This window comes from Caballeronia sp. LZ043 (genome assembly GCF_031451075.1).
Lineage (GTDB): Bacteria > Pseudomonadota > Gammaproteobacteria > Burkholderiales > Burkholderiaceae > Caballeronia.
On sequence record NZ_JARUXT010000004.1, the window covers coordinates 1,327,666 to 1,343,727 of the forward strand.

The 16,062-nt window shown below is 62.1% G+C and carries 7 protein-coding genes and 2 pseudogenes; 5 read left to right on the forward strand and 4 right to left on the reverse strand.

The window, feature by feature from the left end; all coding sequences use genetic code 11:
• The first annotated feature begins 236 nt into the window (after positions 1-236).
• The 3 genes from QCE64_RS33645 (at position 237) to glgB (ending at position 9,347) form a co-directional block, all read left to right on the forward strand.
• Complete coding sequence (locus QCE64_RS33645) at positions 237-3,641, forward strand: maltotransferase domain-containing protein (RefSeq protein WP_309935280.1); 3,405 nt, start codon at positions 237-239, stop codon at positions 3,639-3,641.
• Positions 3,642-3,736: 95 nt separating this feature from the next.
• Complete coding sequence (treS, locus tag QCE64_RS33650) at positions 3,737-7,135, forward strand: maltose alpha-D-glucosyltransferase (RefSeq protein WP_404987756.1); 3,399 nt, start codon at positions 3,737-3,739, stop codon at positions 7,133-7,135.
• Positions 7,122-9,347 (forward strand): 1,4-alpha-glucan branching protein GlgB, encoded by a 2,226-nt coding sequence (gene glgB / locus QCE64_RS33655; protein ID WP_310008460.1) that lies wholly within the window; start codon positions 7,122-7,124, stop codon positions 9,345-9,347. The genes treS and glgB overlap by 14 nt, the downstream gene beginning before the upstream one ends.
• A gap of 237 nt (positions 9,348-9,584) precedes the next feature.
• Here the strand turns inward: glgB and QCE64_RS33660 are convergent.
• Both QCE64_RS33660 and QCE64_RS33665 read right to left on the reverse strand, forming a co-directional pair.
• Positions 9,585-9,918, reverse strand: a pseudogene (locus QCE64_RS33660) (IS5/IS1182 family transposase); the annotation flags it as partial.
• Positions 9,919-10,109: 191 nt separating this feature from the next.
• Positions 10,110-10,985: a hypothetical protein gene (locus QCE64_RS33665; protein ID WP_310008655.1), complete on the reverse strand. Its 876-nt coding sequence runs from the start codon at positions 10,983-10,985 to the stop codon at positions 10,110-10,112.
• Here QCE64_RS33665 and QCE64_RS33670 point away from each other — a divergent pair.
• A pseudogene (locus QCE64_RS33670) lies at positions 10,948-11,179 on the forward strand (1,4-alpha-glucan branching enzyme); the annotation flags it as partial. The gene QCE64_RS33665 and the pseudogene QCE64_RS33670 overlap by 38 nt on opposite strands.
• A 93-nt stretch (positions 11,180-11,272) precedes the next feature.
• Here the strand turns inward: QCE64_RS33670 and QCE64_RS33675 are convergent.
• Positions 11,273-12,664 carry a hypothetical protein gene (locus tag QCE64_RS33675; RefSeq protein WP_309927204.1) on the reverse strand — a complete coding sequence of 464 codons (1,392 nt, stop codon included), beginning with the start codon at positions 12,662-12,664 and terminating at the stop codon, positions 11,273-11,275.
• A 426-nt stretch (positions 12,665-13,090) separates the two neighbouring features.
• Positions 13,091-13,603: a hypothetical protein gene (locus QCE64_RS33680; RefSeq protein ID WP_310008462.1), complete on the reverse strand. Its 513-nt coding sequence runs from the start codon at positions 13,601-13,603 to the stop codon at positions 13,091-13,093.
• A gap of 175 nt (positions 13,604-13,778) precedes the next feature.
• On the opposite strand from QCE64_RS33680, the gene glgX reads away from it, so the two are divergent.
• Positions 13,779-16,004 carry a glycogen debranching protein GlgX gene (gene glgX / locus QCE64_RS33685; RefSeq protein WP_309927207.1) on the forward strand — a complete coding sequence of 742 codons (2,226 nt, stop codon included), beginning with the start codon at positions 13,779-13,781 and terminating at the stop codon, positions 16,002-16,004.
• Positions 16,005-16,062: the final 58 nt, after the last annotated feature.

Below are 16,062 nucleotides of genomic sequence, written 5' to 3' on the forward strand. Positions count from 1 at the left end.
GTGGCGCGCCGCGAGCGCGAATTGCGCCCGGCGCACCGTGTAACGCGTGACGCAAGCAGGGCGAACAGGCCGATGTCGACACCCGACCGGTTGCGCGCCTGTCGTCCGCACGCGAGCAGCAGTGCGCCATGCGCCGGAACGTGCGGACCGGCTCTTCAGCCGTTTGGTCCGTGAGCGCGATCGCGATCGAAGTCCGCATCCCCGCCACCGCAGGACGACTCTGGAAAATACGAACGATGGAAAACCATCAAGCTCATCATGCGTACGCGCCGCGTATCTACTTCATCGATCCCCTGCTCGTCGGCCCTCTTGCGAACTGGGCAGCCCAGTTCGAGCACGCGGCCTCGCTGGGCTTCGATCACATCCTGATCGGCTCGCCGTTCGTGCCCGGCAGCAACGGGCATCGCGAGGCCGTTGCCGATCATCACCGTCTGCATCCCGTATTCGAGTTCGACGGCAGCGCCGCCGAAGGCCTGGGCCAGCTCGCCGCCGCCGCAAGGAAGCACGAACTCACGCTGCTGGTCGATATCGTGATCGATCGCGTCAGCGCCGAAGGCGGCCTTTATCAGGACAACCAGCACTGGTTCCAGCCGTTCGAAAGCGCCGATGCGCGCCTCGATCCGCGCATGCCGCCGCGCAAGCGCGATGTCGCCTGGGCCGACTTCACGAACGGTGAAGCCGCGGACCGCCTGACCGAATGGTGGGCGCGCGAGCTGAACCAGATGTCCGACGCGGGCGTCGGCGGCTTTCGTTTCGATTCACCGCACGCGGTGCCCGCGCACGTGTGGCGGCGCCTCGGCGCGGCGGTGCGCGAGAAGCATCCGGAGTCGCGCTGGCTCGCGTGGACCGTCGGCGTCACGCGTCATGACCTGCACGGCCTTTCCGATGCCGCCTTCGACGCCGTCTTCACCTCCACCCGCTGGTGGGACTTCAAGAGCGCCTGGCTGTGCGACGAGCACGCGGCACTGGCGCGCATTGCGTCGCCGGTGGCGTTTCCGGAAGATCCGTTCGGCACGCGCTTCATCGGCGACCTGACCGACACCAGCGACACCGCGCTGCTCGAACGCGCCTATACGCGCGTGCTCGACACCGCCGCCGCGCTCGGCACCGGCTGGATGGTGCCGATGGGCTTCGAATACGGCATCGGCCTGCCGCTGTCGCCGCAGTATGGCGTCGCGGCCGAATACGCGCGCGCGACGAGCGAGAAGCGCATCGACCTGACGGCGCGCATCCGCCGCGCCAATGACCTGCAACGCAATGTGGCGACGCTGTCGAGCGTCGGTGAACTGCGCTCGCTGACTGGCGCGGGCACGCCCTACGCCGCACTGATCCGCGCCGACGGCGGCGATCTCCGGCGCAGCGAAGGCGCCGTGCTGGCCGTCTTCAATCCCGATCTCGTCGCGCCGGTGCATGTGGACACGCTGCATCTGCTCGAATCGGTGCCGGGCAACTACACGCGTTTCGCACCCATCGATGACACCCTCGGCCAGGCCCAACGGCTCGCGCCGTTCACGCTGCATGCGGGCGAAGTGCGGCTGTTCCGCGCGGAAGCCGAGCCGTTCATCCTGCTCGCGCAGCCGCAGGTCAAGCGCGGCGCGAAGGCGGCCGACAAGAAATCGGTGGCCGAGGCGATCGCTGCGCCGCGCGTGTCGATTGAAAGCGTCACGCCTTCGGTGGATCACGGACGCTTCCCGGCGAAACGCATCGTTGGGGAGGCGCTGGAAGTGCAGGCCGCGATCTTCGCCGAAGGTCACGACAAGATCGCCGCCGCGGTGCAATGGCGCGCCGCCGATGAAACCGACTGGCACGAAGCGCCGATGACCGCCGTGCAGCCCGCCGGCCTCGACCTGTGGAGCGCGCGCATTCCGCTGGAACGCGTGGGGCGTCACGAGTTTGTCGTATTGGCGTGGCGCGACGACTACGCGTCGCTGGTCGATCACATGCAGAAGAAGCTGAAGGCCGGGCAGACGGTAGAACTGGAAGTGGAGGAAGCGAAGCATCTGTTCGCGCTGATCCTCGCTGAAGTCAAGACCGCCGGCGACGCCGGTTCCGACAGCGCCTCGCTCGACGCCATCGTCAAGGAATTCACCAAGGCCAACGACGCGCGCAAGCTGGAACTGGTGCTGGCGCCCACGACCGCCAAAGCGGTGGCGGCGGCGCGGCACCGGCCGTTCCTGTCGCGCGATCCGGTCGTGTACCGTGTGGACGCCGAACGCGCCGCCGCGCGCTTCGCGAGCTGGTACGAGATCTTCCCGCGTTCGATGAGCGACGACGTGAACCGTCACGGCACCTTCATCGACGTGATCGGCAAGCTGCCGCGCATCCGCGAGATGGGCTTCGACGTGCTGTACTTTCCGCCGATCCACCCGATCGGCGTCGCGAACCGCAAGGGCAAGAACAACACGCTGACGGCCCAGCCGGGCGACGTGGGCAGTCCGTATGCCATCGGCGGCAAGGAAGGCGGCCATACGGCGGTGCATCCCGAACTCGGCAATCTCGATGACTTCAAGCGCATGCTCGAAGCCGCACATGAACATGGCCTGGAGATCGCGCTCGACTTCGCGGTGCAGTGCTCGCCGGATCACCCTTGGCTCAAGGAGCACCCGACGTGGTTTGCATGGCGTCCGGACGGCACGCTGCGTTACGCGGAAAACCCGCCGAAGAAGTATCAGGACATCGTCAACCCGGACTTCTATGCGCAGGATGCGAAGCCTGAACTGTGGACTTCGTTGCGCGACGTGTTCCTGCACTGGATCGATGCGGGCGTGCGCATTTTCCGTATCGACAACCCGCACACCAAGCCTTTCCCGTTCTGGGAATGGGTCATCAGCGACGTGCGCGCGCGTCACCCCGACGTGATCTTCCTCGCCGAAGCGTTCACGCGCCCGCGCGTGATGAACCGGCTGGCGAAGCTCGGCTTCTCGCAGTCGTACACGTACTTCACGTGGCGCGAGAGCAAGCGCGACTTCATCGAGTACATGCACGATCTCACGCAGACCGACGCGAAGGAATTCTTCCGTCCGAATTTCTTCGTGAACACGCCGGACATCAATCCGCGCTTCCTGCAAAGCTCGGGACGGCCGGGCTTCGTAATCCGCGCGGCGCTGGCCGCGACGCTTTCGGGCCTGTGGGGCGTGTACAGCGGCTTCGAATTGTGCGAGTCGGCTGCGCTGCCGAACAGCGAGGAGTATCTGAACTCCGAGAAGTACGAACTGCGCGCATGGGACTGGAACCGGCCCGGCAATATCGTCACCGAGATCACCGCGCTGAACCGCATCCGCCGCGCGAACCCGGCATTGCAGTCGCATCTTGGCATCAACTTTCTGCCCGCGCATAACGACCACATCCTGTTTTTCGAGAAGGCGAACGCCGCGCGCGACAACGTCGTGCTGGTTGCGATCAATCTCGATCCGTTCAACGAACAGGGCGCGGATATCGAATTGCCGTGGCAGACCCTCGAAGCCTGGGGCGTGCACGAATGGGACGCGGTGAGCGTCGAAGACCAGGTGACGGGCGAGCGTTTCGAATGGCGCGGACGGCGTCAGCACGTGCGGCTCAATCCGCATTCGCTGCCGTTCGCGATCTGGCGCATCGCGCCGCCCTGGGGCTTGCCGAAGCCTCAGCCGGACACGGCGGCATGAATCGATAAAGCATAAAAAAGCAGCGGCGAACGAGAGCACACCAGAACAGGGGCGAACCGCCATTGGCGAGCCCGACAGGACATTGGAGCGAAACCGTGGATACAAGGGTGAAGCGCAACAAGAAGGCGTCGATTCTCAGCGACGATCCGCTCTGGTACAAGGACGCGATCATCTACCAGGTTCACATCAAGTCATTCTTCGATGCGAACAACGACGGCATCGGCGATTTTCCCGGCCTGCTCGCGAAGCTGGACTACATCGCGGAGCTGGGCGTCGATGCGATCTGGCTGCTGCCGTTCTATCCGTCGCCGCGTCGCGACGATGGCTACGACATCGCCGACTACCGCAACGTGCATCCCGACTACGGCACGATCGCAGACGTCAAGCGCTTCATCCAGGAAGCGCACGCACGCGGCATTCGCGTGATTACCGAACTGGTCATCAATCACACGTCGGACCAGCATCCGTGGTTCCAGCGCGCGCGCCATGCGAAGCCCGGCTCGGCGCACCGCAATTACTACGTATGGTCCGACACGGACAAGAAATACGAAGAGACGCGCATCATCTTCATCGATTCGGAGCCGTCCAACTGGACGCATGATCCGGTCGCGGGCCAGTACTACTGGCACCGCTTCTATGCGCACCAGCCGGACCTCAACTTCGATAACCCGGCGGTCCTGAAGGAAGTGCTGTCGGTGATGCGCTTCTGGCTGGACATGGGTATCGACGGTCTGCGGCTGGACGCGGTGCCGTATCTGGTCGAGCGCGAAGGCACGAACAACGAGAATCTGCCGGAAACGCACGACATCCTGAAGAAGATCCGCGCGACCATCGACGCCGAGTATCCGAACCGCATGCTGCTCGCGGAAGCAAACCAGTGGCCGGAGGACGTGAAGGAATATTTCGGCGACGAAGACGAATGCCACATGGCGTTCCACTTTCCGCTGATGCCGCGCATCTACATGTCGATTGCGAGCGAAGACCGCTTTCCGATCACCGACATCATGCGGCAGACGCCGGACCTCGCCGAAACCAATCAATGGGCGATCTTCCTGCGCAATCACGATGAACTCACGCTCGAAATGGTCACGGACTCCGAGCGCGATTACCTGTGGAACACCTATGCGAGCGACCGCCGCGCGCGCCTGAACCTCGGCATTCGCCGGCGGCTCGCGCCGCTGATGGAACGCGACCGTCGGCGTATCGAACTGATCAACTCGCTGCTGCTCTCGATGCCGGGCACGCCGGTCATCTACTACGGCGACGAGCTCGGCATGGGCGACAACATCCACCTCGGCGACCGCGACGGCGTGCGCACGCCGATGCAGTGGTCGTCGGACCGCAATGGCGGCTTCTCGCGCGCCGATCCCGAGCAGCTGGTGCTGCCGCCCGTGATGGGCTCGCTGTACGGCTATGACGCGGTCAATGTGGAATCGCAAAGCCGCGATCCGCATTCGCTCCTGAACTGGACGCGCAAGATGCTCGCGGTGCGCCGTTCGAAGCATGCGTTCGGGCGCGGCACGATCCGCTTCCTGCGGCCGGCGAACCGCAAGATCCTCGCTTATGTGCGCGAACTCGAAGGCGAGCCGCCCATCCTGTGCGTGGCGAACCTCTCGCGTGCGCCGCAGGCGGTGGAGCTGGACCTGTCGGAGTTCGCCGGCTCGGTGCCGCTGGAAATGACCGCCGATTCGCCGTTCCCGCCGATCGGCCAGCTGACCTATCTGCTGACGTTCCCGCCGTATGGCTTCCTGTGGTTCCAGCTGTGCCCGGGCAACATGCGGCCCGCGTGGGCGCAGGCGCCGTCCGAACAGTTGCCGGAATTCGTCACGATGGTGATCCGCGCCGGCCAGACCGGACCGACTCCCGAGAACGTGCGCCTGCTCGAGTCCGAAGTGCTGCCGAACTACCTGAGCAAGCGCCGCTGGTTTGCATCGAAGGATCAGAAGCTGCATGCGGTGCGCCTCGCCGCGCTGACGACGATCGAGAACGCGGGCTTCGCGTTCACCGAAATCGAAGCCGATGTCGGCGATCACTGCGAGCGCTACGTGCTGCCGCTGTCGATTGCATGGGGCACGGAGACCACCTCGCCGCTGTACATGCAGCTGGCGCTGGCGCGTGTGCGCCGCAACCGCAACATCGGGCATCTGACCGATGCGTTCGCGGTGCCGCAATTCGCTTATGGCGTGCTGCGCAAGCTCAAGGAGCGCGCGGCCGTGCCGACCGTACAGAAGAGCGAAATCCGCTTCCTGCCGACGGAACGCCTCGACCAGCTCGACTTCAATCCGGCCCAGCCGCCGGAAATCCGCTGGCTTGCGGCCGAGCAGAGCAACAGCTCGCTCGTGATTGCCGATACCGTCGTGCTCAAGCTCGTGCGGCGCGTGGTCGGCGGCATTCATCCGGAAGCGGAGATGAGCCGCTATCTGACGAGCCTCGGCTACGCGAACACCGGTCCGCTGTATGGCGAAGTGGTGCGCGTCGATCCGGAGGGCGTACCGCATACGCTCGTGATCCTGCAGGGCTTCATCGACAACCAGGGCGATGCGTGGAACTACGCGCTCGATTACCTGCGCCGCACGGTCGATGAACTGGCGGTGGTGGTCGAAGCCGACGAGAACACGCAGGAACGCGATGCACAGGCCGAGGGCTTCACGGGCTACGCGAACATTGCGGGCGTGATCGGCAAGCGGCTGGGCGAATTGCACGTCGCGCTCGCGAGCCCCACGGATGACGCCGCGTTCGCGCCGCAGCGCGCGAGCAAGCAAGACGTGAAGAACTGGATGGACGGCACGCTGAAGCTCCTCGAATCGGCGCTGGATATCGTGGCGCAGAAGATCGGCGAGTTCAATGAACACGACAAGTTCCTCGCACAGAGCCTGCTGGACCGGCGCGACATGCTGGTCGATGCCGTGAAGAAGCTGGTTGCGCCGTCCGCTGATGCCCTGTGCATCCGCATCCATGGCGACTTCCATCTGGGTCAGGTGCTGATGGCGCAGGGCGATGCGTATCTGATCGACTTCGAGGGCGAACCGGCGCGCGCGCTGGACGAGCGCCGCAGGAAGACGAGCCCGCTGCGCGATGTCGCGGGGCTGCTGCGTTCGCTGTCGTATGCGAGCGCCGCGGCGCAGTCCACTACCGAAGTGGCGCCCGCGCTGACCGCCGACCGCAAGCGCGCGCTGTTCGAACGGCTGCGGACGATTGCCGAGGAAAGCTTCTTGCGCGAGTACATGGCAGCCATCGCTGCATCGCCTGAACAGATTGCGGCTGAAGATGTGTTCGAGCCCTTGCTCGATCTTTTCCTGATCGAGAAGGCCGCTTACGAAATCCGCTACGAAGCAGCGAACCGGCCGACCTGGATCGGCCTTCCGTTGCGGGGTCTCGCGTCGCTCGCGAGCCGCCTGCTGGGCGACACGGGCGAGCCGCCCGCACCCGGCACGCGACCCGTGTACGGAGCAACCAAGGACAATCCGGATGGAACCCACCATGAACAATCGTAGCGATCCGGCGGATACCAGAAATCCGGCTCACGGCCTCAATCCGCTCGATATCGATGCGCTCGTCGACGCGCGCCATCCCGACCCGTTCTCGATGCTCGGCATGCATCAGACGGATGTCGGCCACGTCGTGCGCGCCTACTTGCCGGGCGCATCCGGTGCGAACGTCATCGATGCGGCGAGCGGCGAGCATCTCGGCGCGCTGACGCGGATTCACGACGCCGGGCTCTATGCGGGCTTCGTCGAGAGGCCTGCGGCTTATCGGTTGAAGATCGACTGGCACGGCACGCCGCAGGAAACACACGACACGTATTCGTTCGGTCCCGTGCTCTCCGATGAGTCGCTGACGCGTCTCTCGCATGCCGATCCCTACGCGGTGCTCGAATGCCTCGGTTCACGGCCGGTCACGCATGGCAATGTGGCGGGTGCGCGCTTCGCCGTGTGGGCGCCGAATGCACGCCGTGTTTCGGTGGTCGGCGACTTCAACACGTGGGATGGCCGACGTCATCCGATGCGCCTGCGTCACGGCTCGGGCGTGTGGGAGCTGTTCATTCCGGGCATCGGTGCGGGCACGCGCTACAAGTACGAGATCGTCACGCGCGATGGCCACACGCTGCCGCTCAAGGCCGACCCGTGCGCCATGCAGAGCGAGAAGCCGCCGTCGACGGCCTCGGTGGTCGCGGATGCGGATGCCATCGATCATTACGCGTGGACCGACTCCGACTGGATGGCCTCACGCGGCGGCAAGCAGACGGCGCAGTCGCCGATTGCCATTTACGAGGCGCATGCCGAGTCGTGGCTGCGCGTGCCCGAGGAAGCCAATCGCGGCATGAACTGGCATGAGCTGGCGGAGCGCCTGATTCCTTACGCGAAGGGCATGGGCTTCACGCACCTCGAATTCATGCCGATCGCCGAGCATCCTTTTGGCGGTTCATGGGGTTATCAGCCGCTCGGGCAGTTCGCGCCTTCCGCGCGCTTCGGCACCCCGGAGCAGTTTGCCGAGTTCGTGAACCGGGCGCACGAGGCGGGACTGGGCGTCATCATCGACTGGGTGCCCGCGCACTTCCCGAACGATGCGCATGGACTGGTGCAGTTCGACGGCACGCCGCTCTATGAGCATGCGGATCCGCGCGAGGGCTATCACCAGGACTGGAACACGATGATCTACAACCTCGGACGCAACGAGGTGAGCGCGTTCCTGATTGCATCGGGTCTGGCGTGGCTTAAGCGTTATCACGTCGATGGACTGCGTGTGGACGCGGTGGCGTCGATGCTGTATCGCGACTATTCGCGCAAGGCCGGCGAATGGGTGCCTAACATTTATGGCGGGCGCGAGAATCTCGAATCCATTGCGTTTCTCAAGCGCCTCAATCATGAAGTGCGGCAGATTCCGGGCGCGATCACGGTGGCGGAGGAATCGACGGCATGGCCTGGCGTGACGGCAAGCGTGGAAAGCGGCGGACTGGGTTTCGACTTCAAGTGGAACATGGGGTGGATGCACGACACGTTGCATTACATGGAGGAAGACCCGGTCTATCGCCAGTATCACCATCATCTCTATACGTTCGGGATGGTGTATGCCTATTCCGAGCGCTTTGTGCTGCCCTTGTCGCACGATGAGGTAGTGCACGGGAAGGGCTCGTTGATCGGCAAGATGCCGGGGGACGGTTGGCAGAAGTTCGCCAATCTGCGGGCTTACTTCGGTTTCATGTGGACGCATCCGGGGAAGAAGCTCTTGTTCATGGGCGGCGAGTTCGGGCAGGTTGCGGAGTTCAATCACGATGAATCGCCGCATTGGCATCTGCTCGACGATGCGCTGCATGGTGGGTTGCAGAAGTGCGTGCGTGATCTGAATTTTCTTTATACCGGTGAGCCGGCGTTGCACAAGCTGGATAGCGATCCGCGCGGGTTTGAATGGATCGTCGGGGATGACAACGGGAATAGCGTGTATGCGTATCGGCGGACGGACGCCGAAGGGCGTGATCTGGTTGTTGTTTGCAACATGACGCCGGTGCCGAGGCTGGCTTATCGGATCGGCATGCCACGGGCCGGGCGCTGGAGTGAAGTGTTCAATTCTGACGCCTCCGTGTACGGCGGATCGAACATGGGCAATGGCGGTGTCATTCATACGGATGACTATCCGAGTCATGGGAAGGGGCAGTCAGCCGCGTTGACGTTGCCGCCGTTGGCGACGGTGGTGTTGCGGGCGGACTGAGCGCCGTGGACCGCCGCTGAGAGTTCAGCGGCGGTCCACGGGTAATGTGCCCTTCGATTGGCCTTGCGGAAGCACGATCCTGGCGAGACTGGATTCAAGCCCACTCAATCTGGCAGCCGGTTGAAGTATTCGTCGTTGGCGTGCCAAGACGCGTGGCGACGCATGCTGAACTCATGCTTCTGATACGCGCAAGAGCTCTTGTGAGCGTTCGATGCTGCTCGTGAGTTTACATCAACATGTAGTTCGCTCATCGACCGCTAAGCCTCCTGAACGTCCTTCGTTTTGAGTCATATGCGGCCTGACGCAATTCGCGCAACAACTGGATCGAAGCCGGCAGTGTCGTAGTTCTTATCCGCACCGACCGTGATGCCGCTTGGTGCAACTCTCGCAGCATCGGCAAGCATCTGCGCCGTGCAGCCTCGCTCGGCGGCGCCGTCGCCAGCGTCACCTGCGCGTTGAGCACCAGTCCATGTCGGTTATCAGTCAGTACATGACCCATATAACAGAGCATCGCTTCTGTTCTCTTGCCTTTGCGAAACAGGCGCGCTTGTTCGTCCGTCGCGGATTGGTGCGCTTCTATACAGCGTTTTTGTCAAGCCAATTGTCATTCGGTGTGGGCGGCTCGTCCATTGACTCGACAATCCTTCGCTGCCACGCACCCGTTCCATCTCGCTGGCGTCAATGACTTCAGATTCAACGTTCAACCCTTTGATCCAGCATGACTGTTTGGCGAGGTATTTGAACGACCTGCTAGTAGTATTTTCAGACCAAGATGTTCGAGTCGTCCGTCAAGAATTGATCGTAATCCTTGAAGAAACGATTGAGCGAGGAGCGATTCTTTTCAAGCATGGACAATCCGTCTATCACTAACTTGTAGGAATCAGGGTTGTCAGCCATGTAAGGAGAAAAATTGTCCAAAATGTCGCGGAGCACCTTTTCTCGTGTTCCAAAATCATGCCATGCGCATTCGATCCGTGCCTGTTCGCTGCGCCCGCCTCTGGGGTGAAAGCTTCGTTCAAGGGTACGATTCTCTGTCATGGTCTGGTGCTGAAGAAACGTTTTCCTCAGTAGAGACTCAGGAACTTCTTTAATTCCCTTACTCTTGATTTCGTGGGCTGCATGCAAGACTACTGAACTTACTACCAAACCTGCGCGGTCATGACGAGCATATAAGTCGAAAGGATCGCGATTCGTCACATGGAAGCTCTCGTGCAGCAACGTATTGCGTAGCGCTTCTGGATAAGAAGACTTCGTCAGGGCTTCAAGCGACTTGATTCCAGAAGCGAAGGCTAACATCAGATACGGTAGGTCATACTTCTCCCACGGACTGGGATGAAGTTGCAGTTCTTCGTTCTCCTCGGTCACGTAGCGCGGGGGTTCATCATCTACGGAACATGTTCCCATGATCATGCCAGGCTCACCCACAGCATATCGAATATCCTTCGACGGCCGCAGACTCTCCAAGACAAGCTTGGAGGTGCGGATTCGGCTTTTCAGTTTGGCAATAGTCAGATCACCGTGGTCTCCAAAAAAGATGTCCAAAAGACGATCTCGCGGGGCGCGCAAGGACAGATCGTCAATTGCCTCCAATGCTGCTTGCGATGAGGTGGTGCATGGGAAGGCCTCGTTGATCGGCAAGATGCCAGGAGACCGGTGGCAGAAGTTCGCCAATCGGCGGGCTTACTTCGGCTTCATGTGGACGTATCCGCGGAAAAGCTTTTGTTCATGGGCGGCGAGTTCGGGCGGTTGCGGAGTTCAATCACGATGAATCGCCGCATCGGCATCTGCTCGACGATGCACTGCATGGCGGGGTGCAGAAGTGCGTGCGCGACTGGTTTTGCGGGCGGATTGAGAGAGTCCTCCGGTGCAGCCATACTTTCGCGTGCCGGCCGCTTCATGACTGGCACGCGGCTCTCTGCCAGGCGCTAGCTTCGACTCCAGTCGAGAACCAGCCGATCGTCATGCAGGAACGCCTCGTAATCTGCGAAGAAGTCATCGAGCGCGGCCGGGTTCCTGTTCAGCATCGCCAGTCCGTCCACCACGCGCATGAAGGAGTCGGGGTTATCGAACATATAGGGCGCAAAGTTGTCCAGTATGTCGGCAAGCATGGCCTTGCGCTCCGATTCATTCGACCACACTCGTTCAAGCCTCGCTTCATCCAGTCCATCGTCTTCGGCCAGGAAGGTGGGCACGGGTTCGTGGATGGAATCCTTCGTCCGATGCATGAGCAAGGTCTTCTTCAAAAGCAACTCGTGCACGTTTTCCGCGCCTTTCGTCAGGACTTCATGCGCGGCGTGCGTGATCAGTGGCGCAACATCCGGCTTTCCATCGACCCTGTCTTCGTAAATATCGAACTCGATGGGATTGGTGACATGAAAGCTCTCGTGCAGCAGTGTCTCGCGCATCGCACCAGCATAGCGGGTCCCTTCCTGCTCTTGCATATCCCGCATGCCGGCGTCGTACGCATACATCAAATACGGCCCCCTCCCGGCGTCACCCTCGCTGCGATGCAAATGCAGGCTGCTTCCTGAGCCCGACGTGAAACGGGGAGGTCGGCCGCCATAGACCGTGGACATGAATGCCCTCCCTTCGGCGGCACGATAGCGGATCTCCAGCGACGGACGAATGCTCTCGAGGACGCGCCGCGATACACGTATTCGCCGTCCGAGTTCATGAACTAGCGCTTCAGAACTGCCACCGAAGAATATGTCCAGCAAGCGCTTGCTTGCCCCGCTCAGCGCCGGAGCGTCGAGCGCCTCCAGTGCCTGGCTTGTCGACCGCGCTGCGGCATCCCGCGCCTTGCGCAGATCCGAACGCATCTCGCGAGCGCGTGCTTCCGGAACATCCGGGTCCCGAAAGCCAAAAGGCTTCGAGTCGTATTGCCAACCCTTGATGCGCCATCGGGGACTCAACGCCCAGCCGGATCCCCGCCAGAACACAGTTGCGCGATGCCTCGCCTGAGCGTTGGAATCGGACAATCTGAACCATTCGGTTTCGCTCACATACTCCACCTCGTGGAGTTTGCCGCTCATCGTGATGAAATATCGCGTCTCGTCGTCCTCGATCAACTCCTGAACGCCAAAGAAGGTCGCGGAGGGTTTGAGTTCGAACGTTCCGGCAGCGGACGGCGGCAGCGACCCTTGTCCGTCGTCGCGCTGATATTCCGCCGGACGACGCCAGGACACGGCATCTTCATCCTCGTCGATCTCATGCAGCGCCTGTGCATGCTGCGACCATCGCTTGAGTTCACCGGAAGCTTTTTGCCGTGGCCTGGAAACGGTCTTTCGGGGCGCAAGCGCTTTCACATGATTGGGCATGGCTTGGAGCGGGCTATGTGGGTCAGTACGGCGCAGGGAACGAGTCGGCCCCTTTTCGGGACTGGTATCGGCGTCGACATTTCAACGTGTTCGGGATTGCCAATGTAGCCCTGTCGCATTCATTCGGCACGCGCTTCTCACGGAGGAGCGGTAATTTTTGTTTGCAGGCGGAGCGTCGTTTCTTCGATCGCGCTAGTTGCACCAGAGATTCTCCAGATGCGCGATGCAAATTCGGTCATCATGCACACGATCACGCTCGATCTCGTCAATGCACAACTCGATGCGATCATGCAGGCATGTCCTTAGCGTCTTCGTTCTGGAAATGCTGCCAGAACAAGTTTTCAGAGGGATCGGACAGATATCTGTTGTAGGCGGCTAAGAAGCGGTCGAGGGCTCCGGAATCGCGACTCAACATCGACAACCCCTCTACCACGCACATGAAAGATTCCGCGTCTGCCTGGGCAAATCCGCGCTGACTCTTCTGGAACCCTTGCTTCTTATCTCGTGCGCCGCTAACAGGACCCGTCCAAGTACCGTGCGTCCCTCACGATTCATTGCTTGATAGACCTCGAAACGGCACTTATCCGTTGCGTGTACGCTCTCATGAATCAAAGCGGCACTCAAGCTATGAGCGAAATGCGCTGCGGAATCAGCATTCACTTCTCCCATTCCGTGTTGACAGGCCTTCATCAAATAAGCAGCGTCGAAAAGCCCGACCGGATGACGATGAAGCGTCGGGTCATCGCCTGCGCCCGTCTTGAAACAAGATGGGCGGTCATCCAATGCGACCGTCGACATGATGGAGTCTCCAAACTGCTGTTCATAGCGAAGATCCTTCGACGGCCTGAGACTTTCCAGCACAAGCGGCGACGTACGGATCCGCGTTCTGAGTTTTAGCGTCGTTGCGCGCGCTGTTTCATGAAACGCACGACTCGGCATGAGCAGTTCCCGAAGGGTCCCGTTGACGTCGCGAGCCGGCACAGGAACGGCATGACTCAATGTGTCCCGTCCAACGGACAAATTCCTTCGGTCAGGCGAAAATCGCTGTGGCGCGTTTTTTGCCTCTCGTTACGCCACGTTGTAAAGCCGCACGACAACCAAAAGGACAGGCCCCATGGCAAATGCACTCCCCGACAAGTTGCTCCCCGGCGCGCCCTACCCGCTGGGAGCCAACTGGGACGGACTGGGCGTGAACTTCGCAGTGTTTTCCTCCAACGCACATCGCATCGAGCTGTGCCTCTTCGACAGCACGGGCCGCAAGGAACTCATGCGCTTCGACCTGCCCGAATGCACCGACGAGGTCTGGCACGGCTACCTTCCCGGCGCGCACCCGGGCACCGTCTACGGCTTCCGCGCCCACGGCCCGTATCAACCGCAGCAGGGCCATCGCTTCAATCCCCACAAGCTGTTGCTCGATCCCTACGCGAAGAAGCTCGTCGGCCCCTGGCGCTGGTCGGACGCGCTGTTCGGCTATCGCGTCCATTCGAACCGGCTCGACATGTCGATGGACCGCCGCGACTCCGCGCCCGCCATGCCCAAGTGCATCGTCACCGACGACGCTTTCGACTGGTCGCGCGACGTGCGCCCCGACACGCCCTGGGGCGAAACCATCGTCTATGAAACGCATGTGCGCGGCACCTCCATGCTCCGCGACGACATCCGCCAGCACGAACGCGGTTCGTTCGCGGCCCTCTCCTCGCCATGGTTCATCGAACATCTGCAGAAGCTCGGCATCACGGCCGTCGAATTCCTGCCCGTGCACGCGTTCCTCAACGACCGCTTCCTCGTCGAACGCGGTCTCAAGAATTACTGGGGCTACAACACCGCGGCGTTCTTCGCGCCGGAGCCGTCGTATCTGTCCACGCACCGGCTCAACGAAATGCGCATCGCCGTGCGCCAATTGCACGCGGCAGGCATCGAAGTGATCCTCGACGTGGTCTACAACCACACCTGCGAAGGCAATGAACTCGGCCCGACCGTGTCATGGCGCGGCCTCGACAACGCCAGCTATTACCGCCTGATTCCAGGCGATGAGCGCCATTACATCAACGAGACCGGCTGCGGCAACACCGTGAACCTGTCGCACCCGCGCGTGCTGCAAATGGTCATGGACTCGCTGCGCTATTGGAGCACGGCGTTCAACATCGACGGCTTTCGTTTCGATCTCGGCGTCACCCTCGGCCGCGAAGGTCATGGCTTCGATCCCGGTTCGGGTTTTTTCGACGCCATCCGCCAGGACCCGATCCTCTCCACCCGCAAGCTGATCTCGGAGCCGTGGGACATCGGACCGGACGGTTATCAGGTCGGCAATCATCCGCCCGGTTTCGCGGAGTGGAACGACAAGTATCGCGACGGCGTGCGGCGCTTCTGGCGCGGCGACGCCGGCATGCGCCCGGATCTCGCCGCGCGGCTCACGGGCTCGGCGGAACTGTTCAACCGGCGCTTCCGCAAGCCTTGGGCATCGGTCAATTTCGTGGCGTCGCACGACGGCTTTACGCTCGCCGATGTCACCGCCTACTCGCACAAGCACAACGAAGCCAACCAGGAAGGCAACAACGACGGCCATAACGAGAACTGCAGCGCGAACTGGGGCGTGGAAGGCGCCAGCGACGACCCCGCCCTGCTCGATGTCCGCGCCCGTCTCGCGCGCTCGATGATCGCGACGACCATGCTCTCGCTCGGCACGCCGATGATGCTCGGCGGCGACGAATTCGGCCGCACCCAGCGCGGCAACAACAACGCCTACTGCCAGGACAACGAGATCTCCTGGATCGACTGGGATGCGGCGGCTCGCCCGGAAGGCGTCGTGATGACGGAGTTCGTCGCGCGCGTTATTGCACTGCGAAAAAACTACCCGGTCCTGCGCGAAACGCGCTTTCTCTACGGCGATCGCGAGGTGCTCCCGGGTCTCTACGACGTCAGCTGGTTCGACGAACGCGGCAACGCGCTTGCCATCGAGGCGTGGCAGGATCCCGAAGGACGCGCCCTCACGCTGCGGCGCGCCGGGCCGGGCGTCGACGGCGAGATCGACGTGCTGCTGATCATGTTCAATGCATCGGCCCAAACGCTCACGTTCACCCCGCCCGCGCCGCACTTGGAATGGAATGTGCTCCTCGATAGCGCGGAACCTGACGCGATCACAAAACCGCTCGTCGGCAGTGAACTGGAGGTGGCCGCACACAGCATCGTCGTGCTGCTGGCCGAGCCTACCGGCGAGGCGGACTGGCAAGCGGTATGGATGGCAGGCGCCCATCAGGGGCCGCGTCTCCTGACCGCGCTGCCGCCCGATCCCGGCACGATGTCCCCGCAACGCGCGCCAGACTCCGATCCGTCCCAGTGACAAGCGGACCGTGCTGGAGCGCGGAACTTCGTCGAAACACAACTGCATTGCAGTCACG

Coding starts and splice junctions, on each gene's coding strand:
- QCE64_RS33645 (WP_309935280.1), top strand. CDS start 237: ATGGAAAACCATCAAGCTCATCATGCGTACGCGCCGCGTATCTACTTC.
- glgB (WP_310008460.1), top strand. CDS start 7,122: ATGAACAATCGTAGCGATCCGGCGGATACCAGAAATCCGGCTCACGGC.
- QCE64_RS33675 (WP_309927204.1), bottom strand. CDS start 12,664: ATGCCCAATCATGTGAAAGCGCTTGCGCCCCGAAAGACCGTTTCCAGG.
- QCE64_RS33680 (WP_310008462.1), bottom strand. CDS start 13,603: ATGCCGAGTCGTGCGTTTCATGAAACAGCGCGCGCAACGACGCTAAAA.
- glgX (WP_309927207.1), top strand. CDS start 13,779: ATGGCAAATGCACTCCCCGACAAGTTGCTCCCCGGCGCGCCCTACCCG.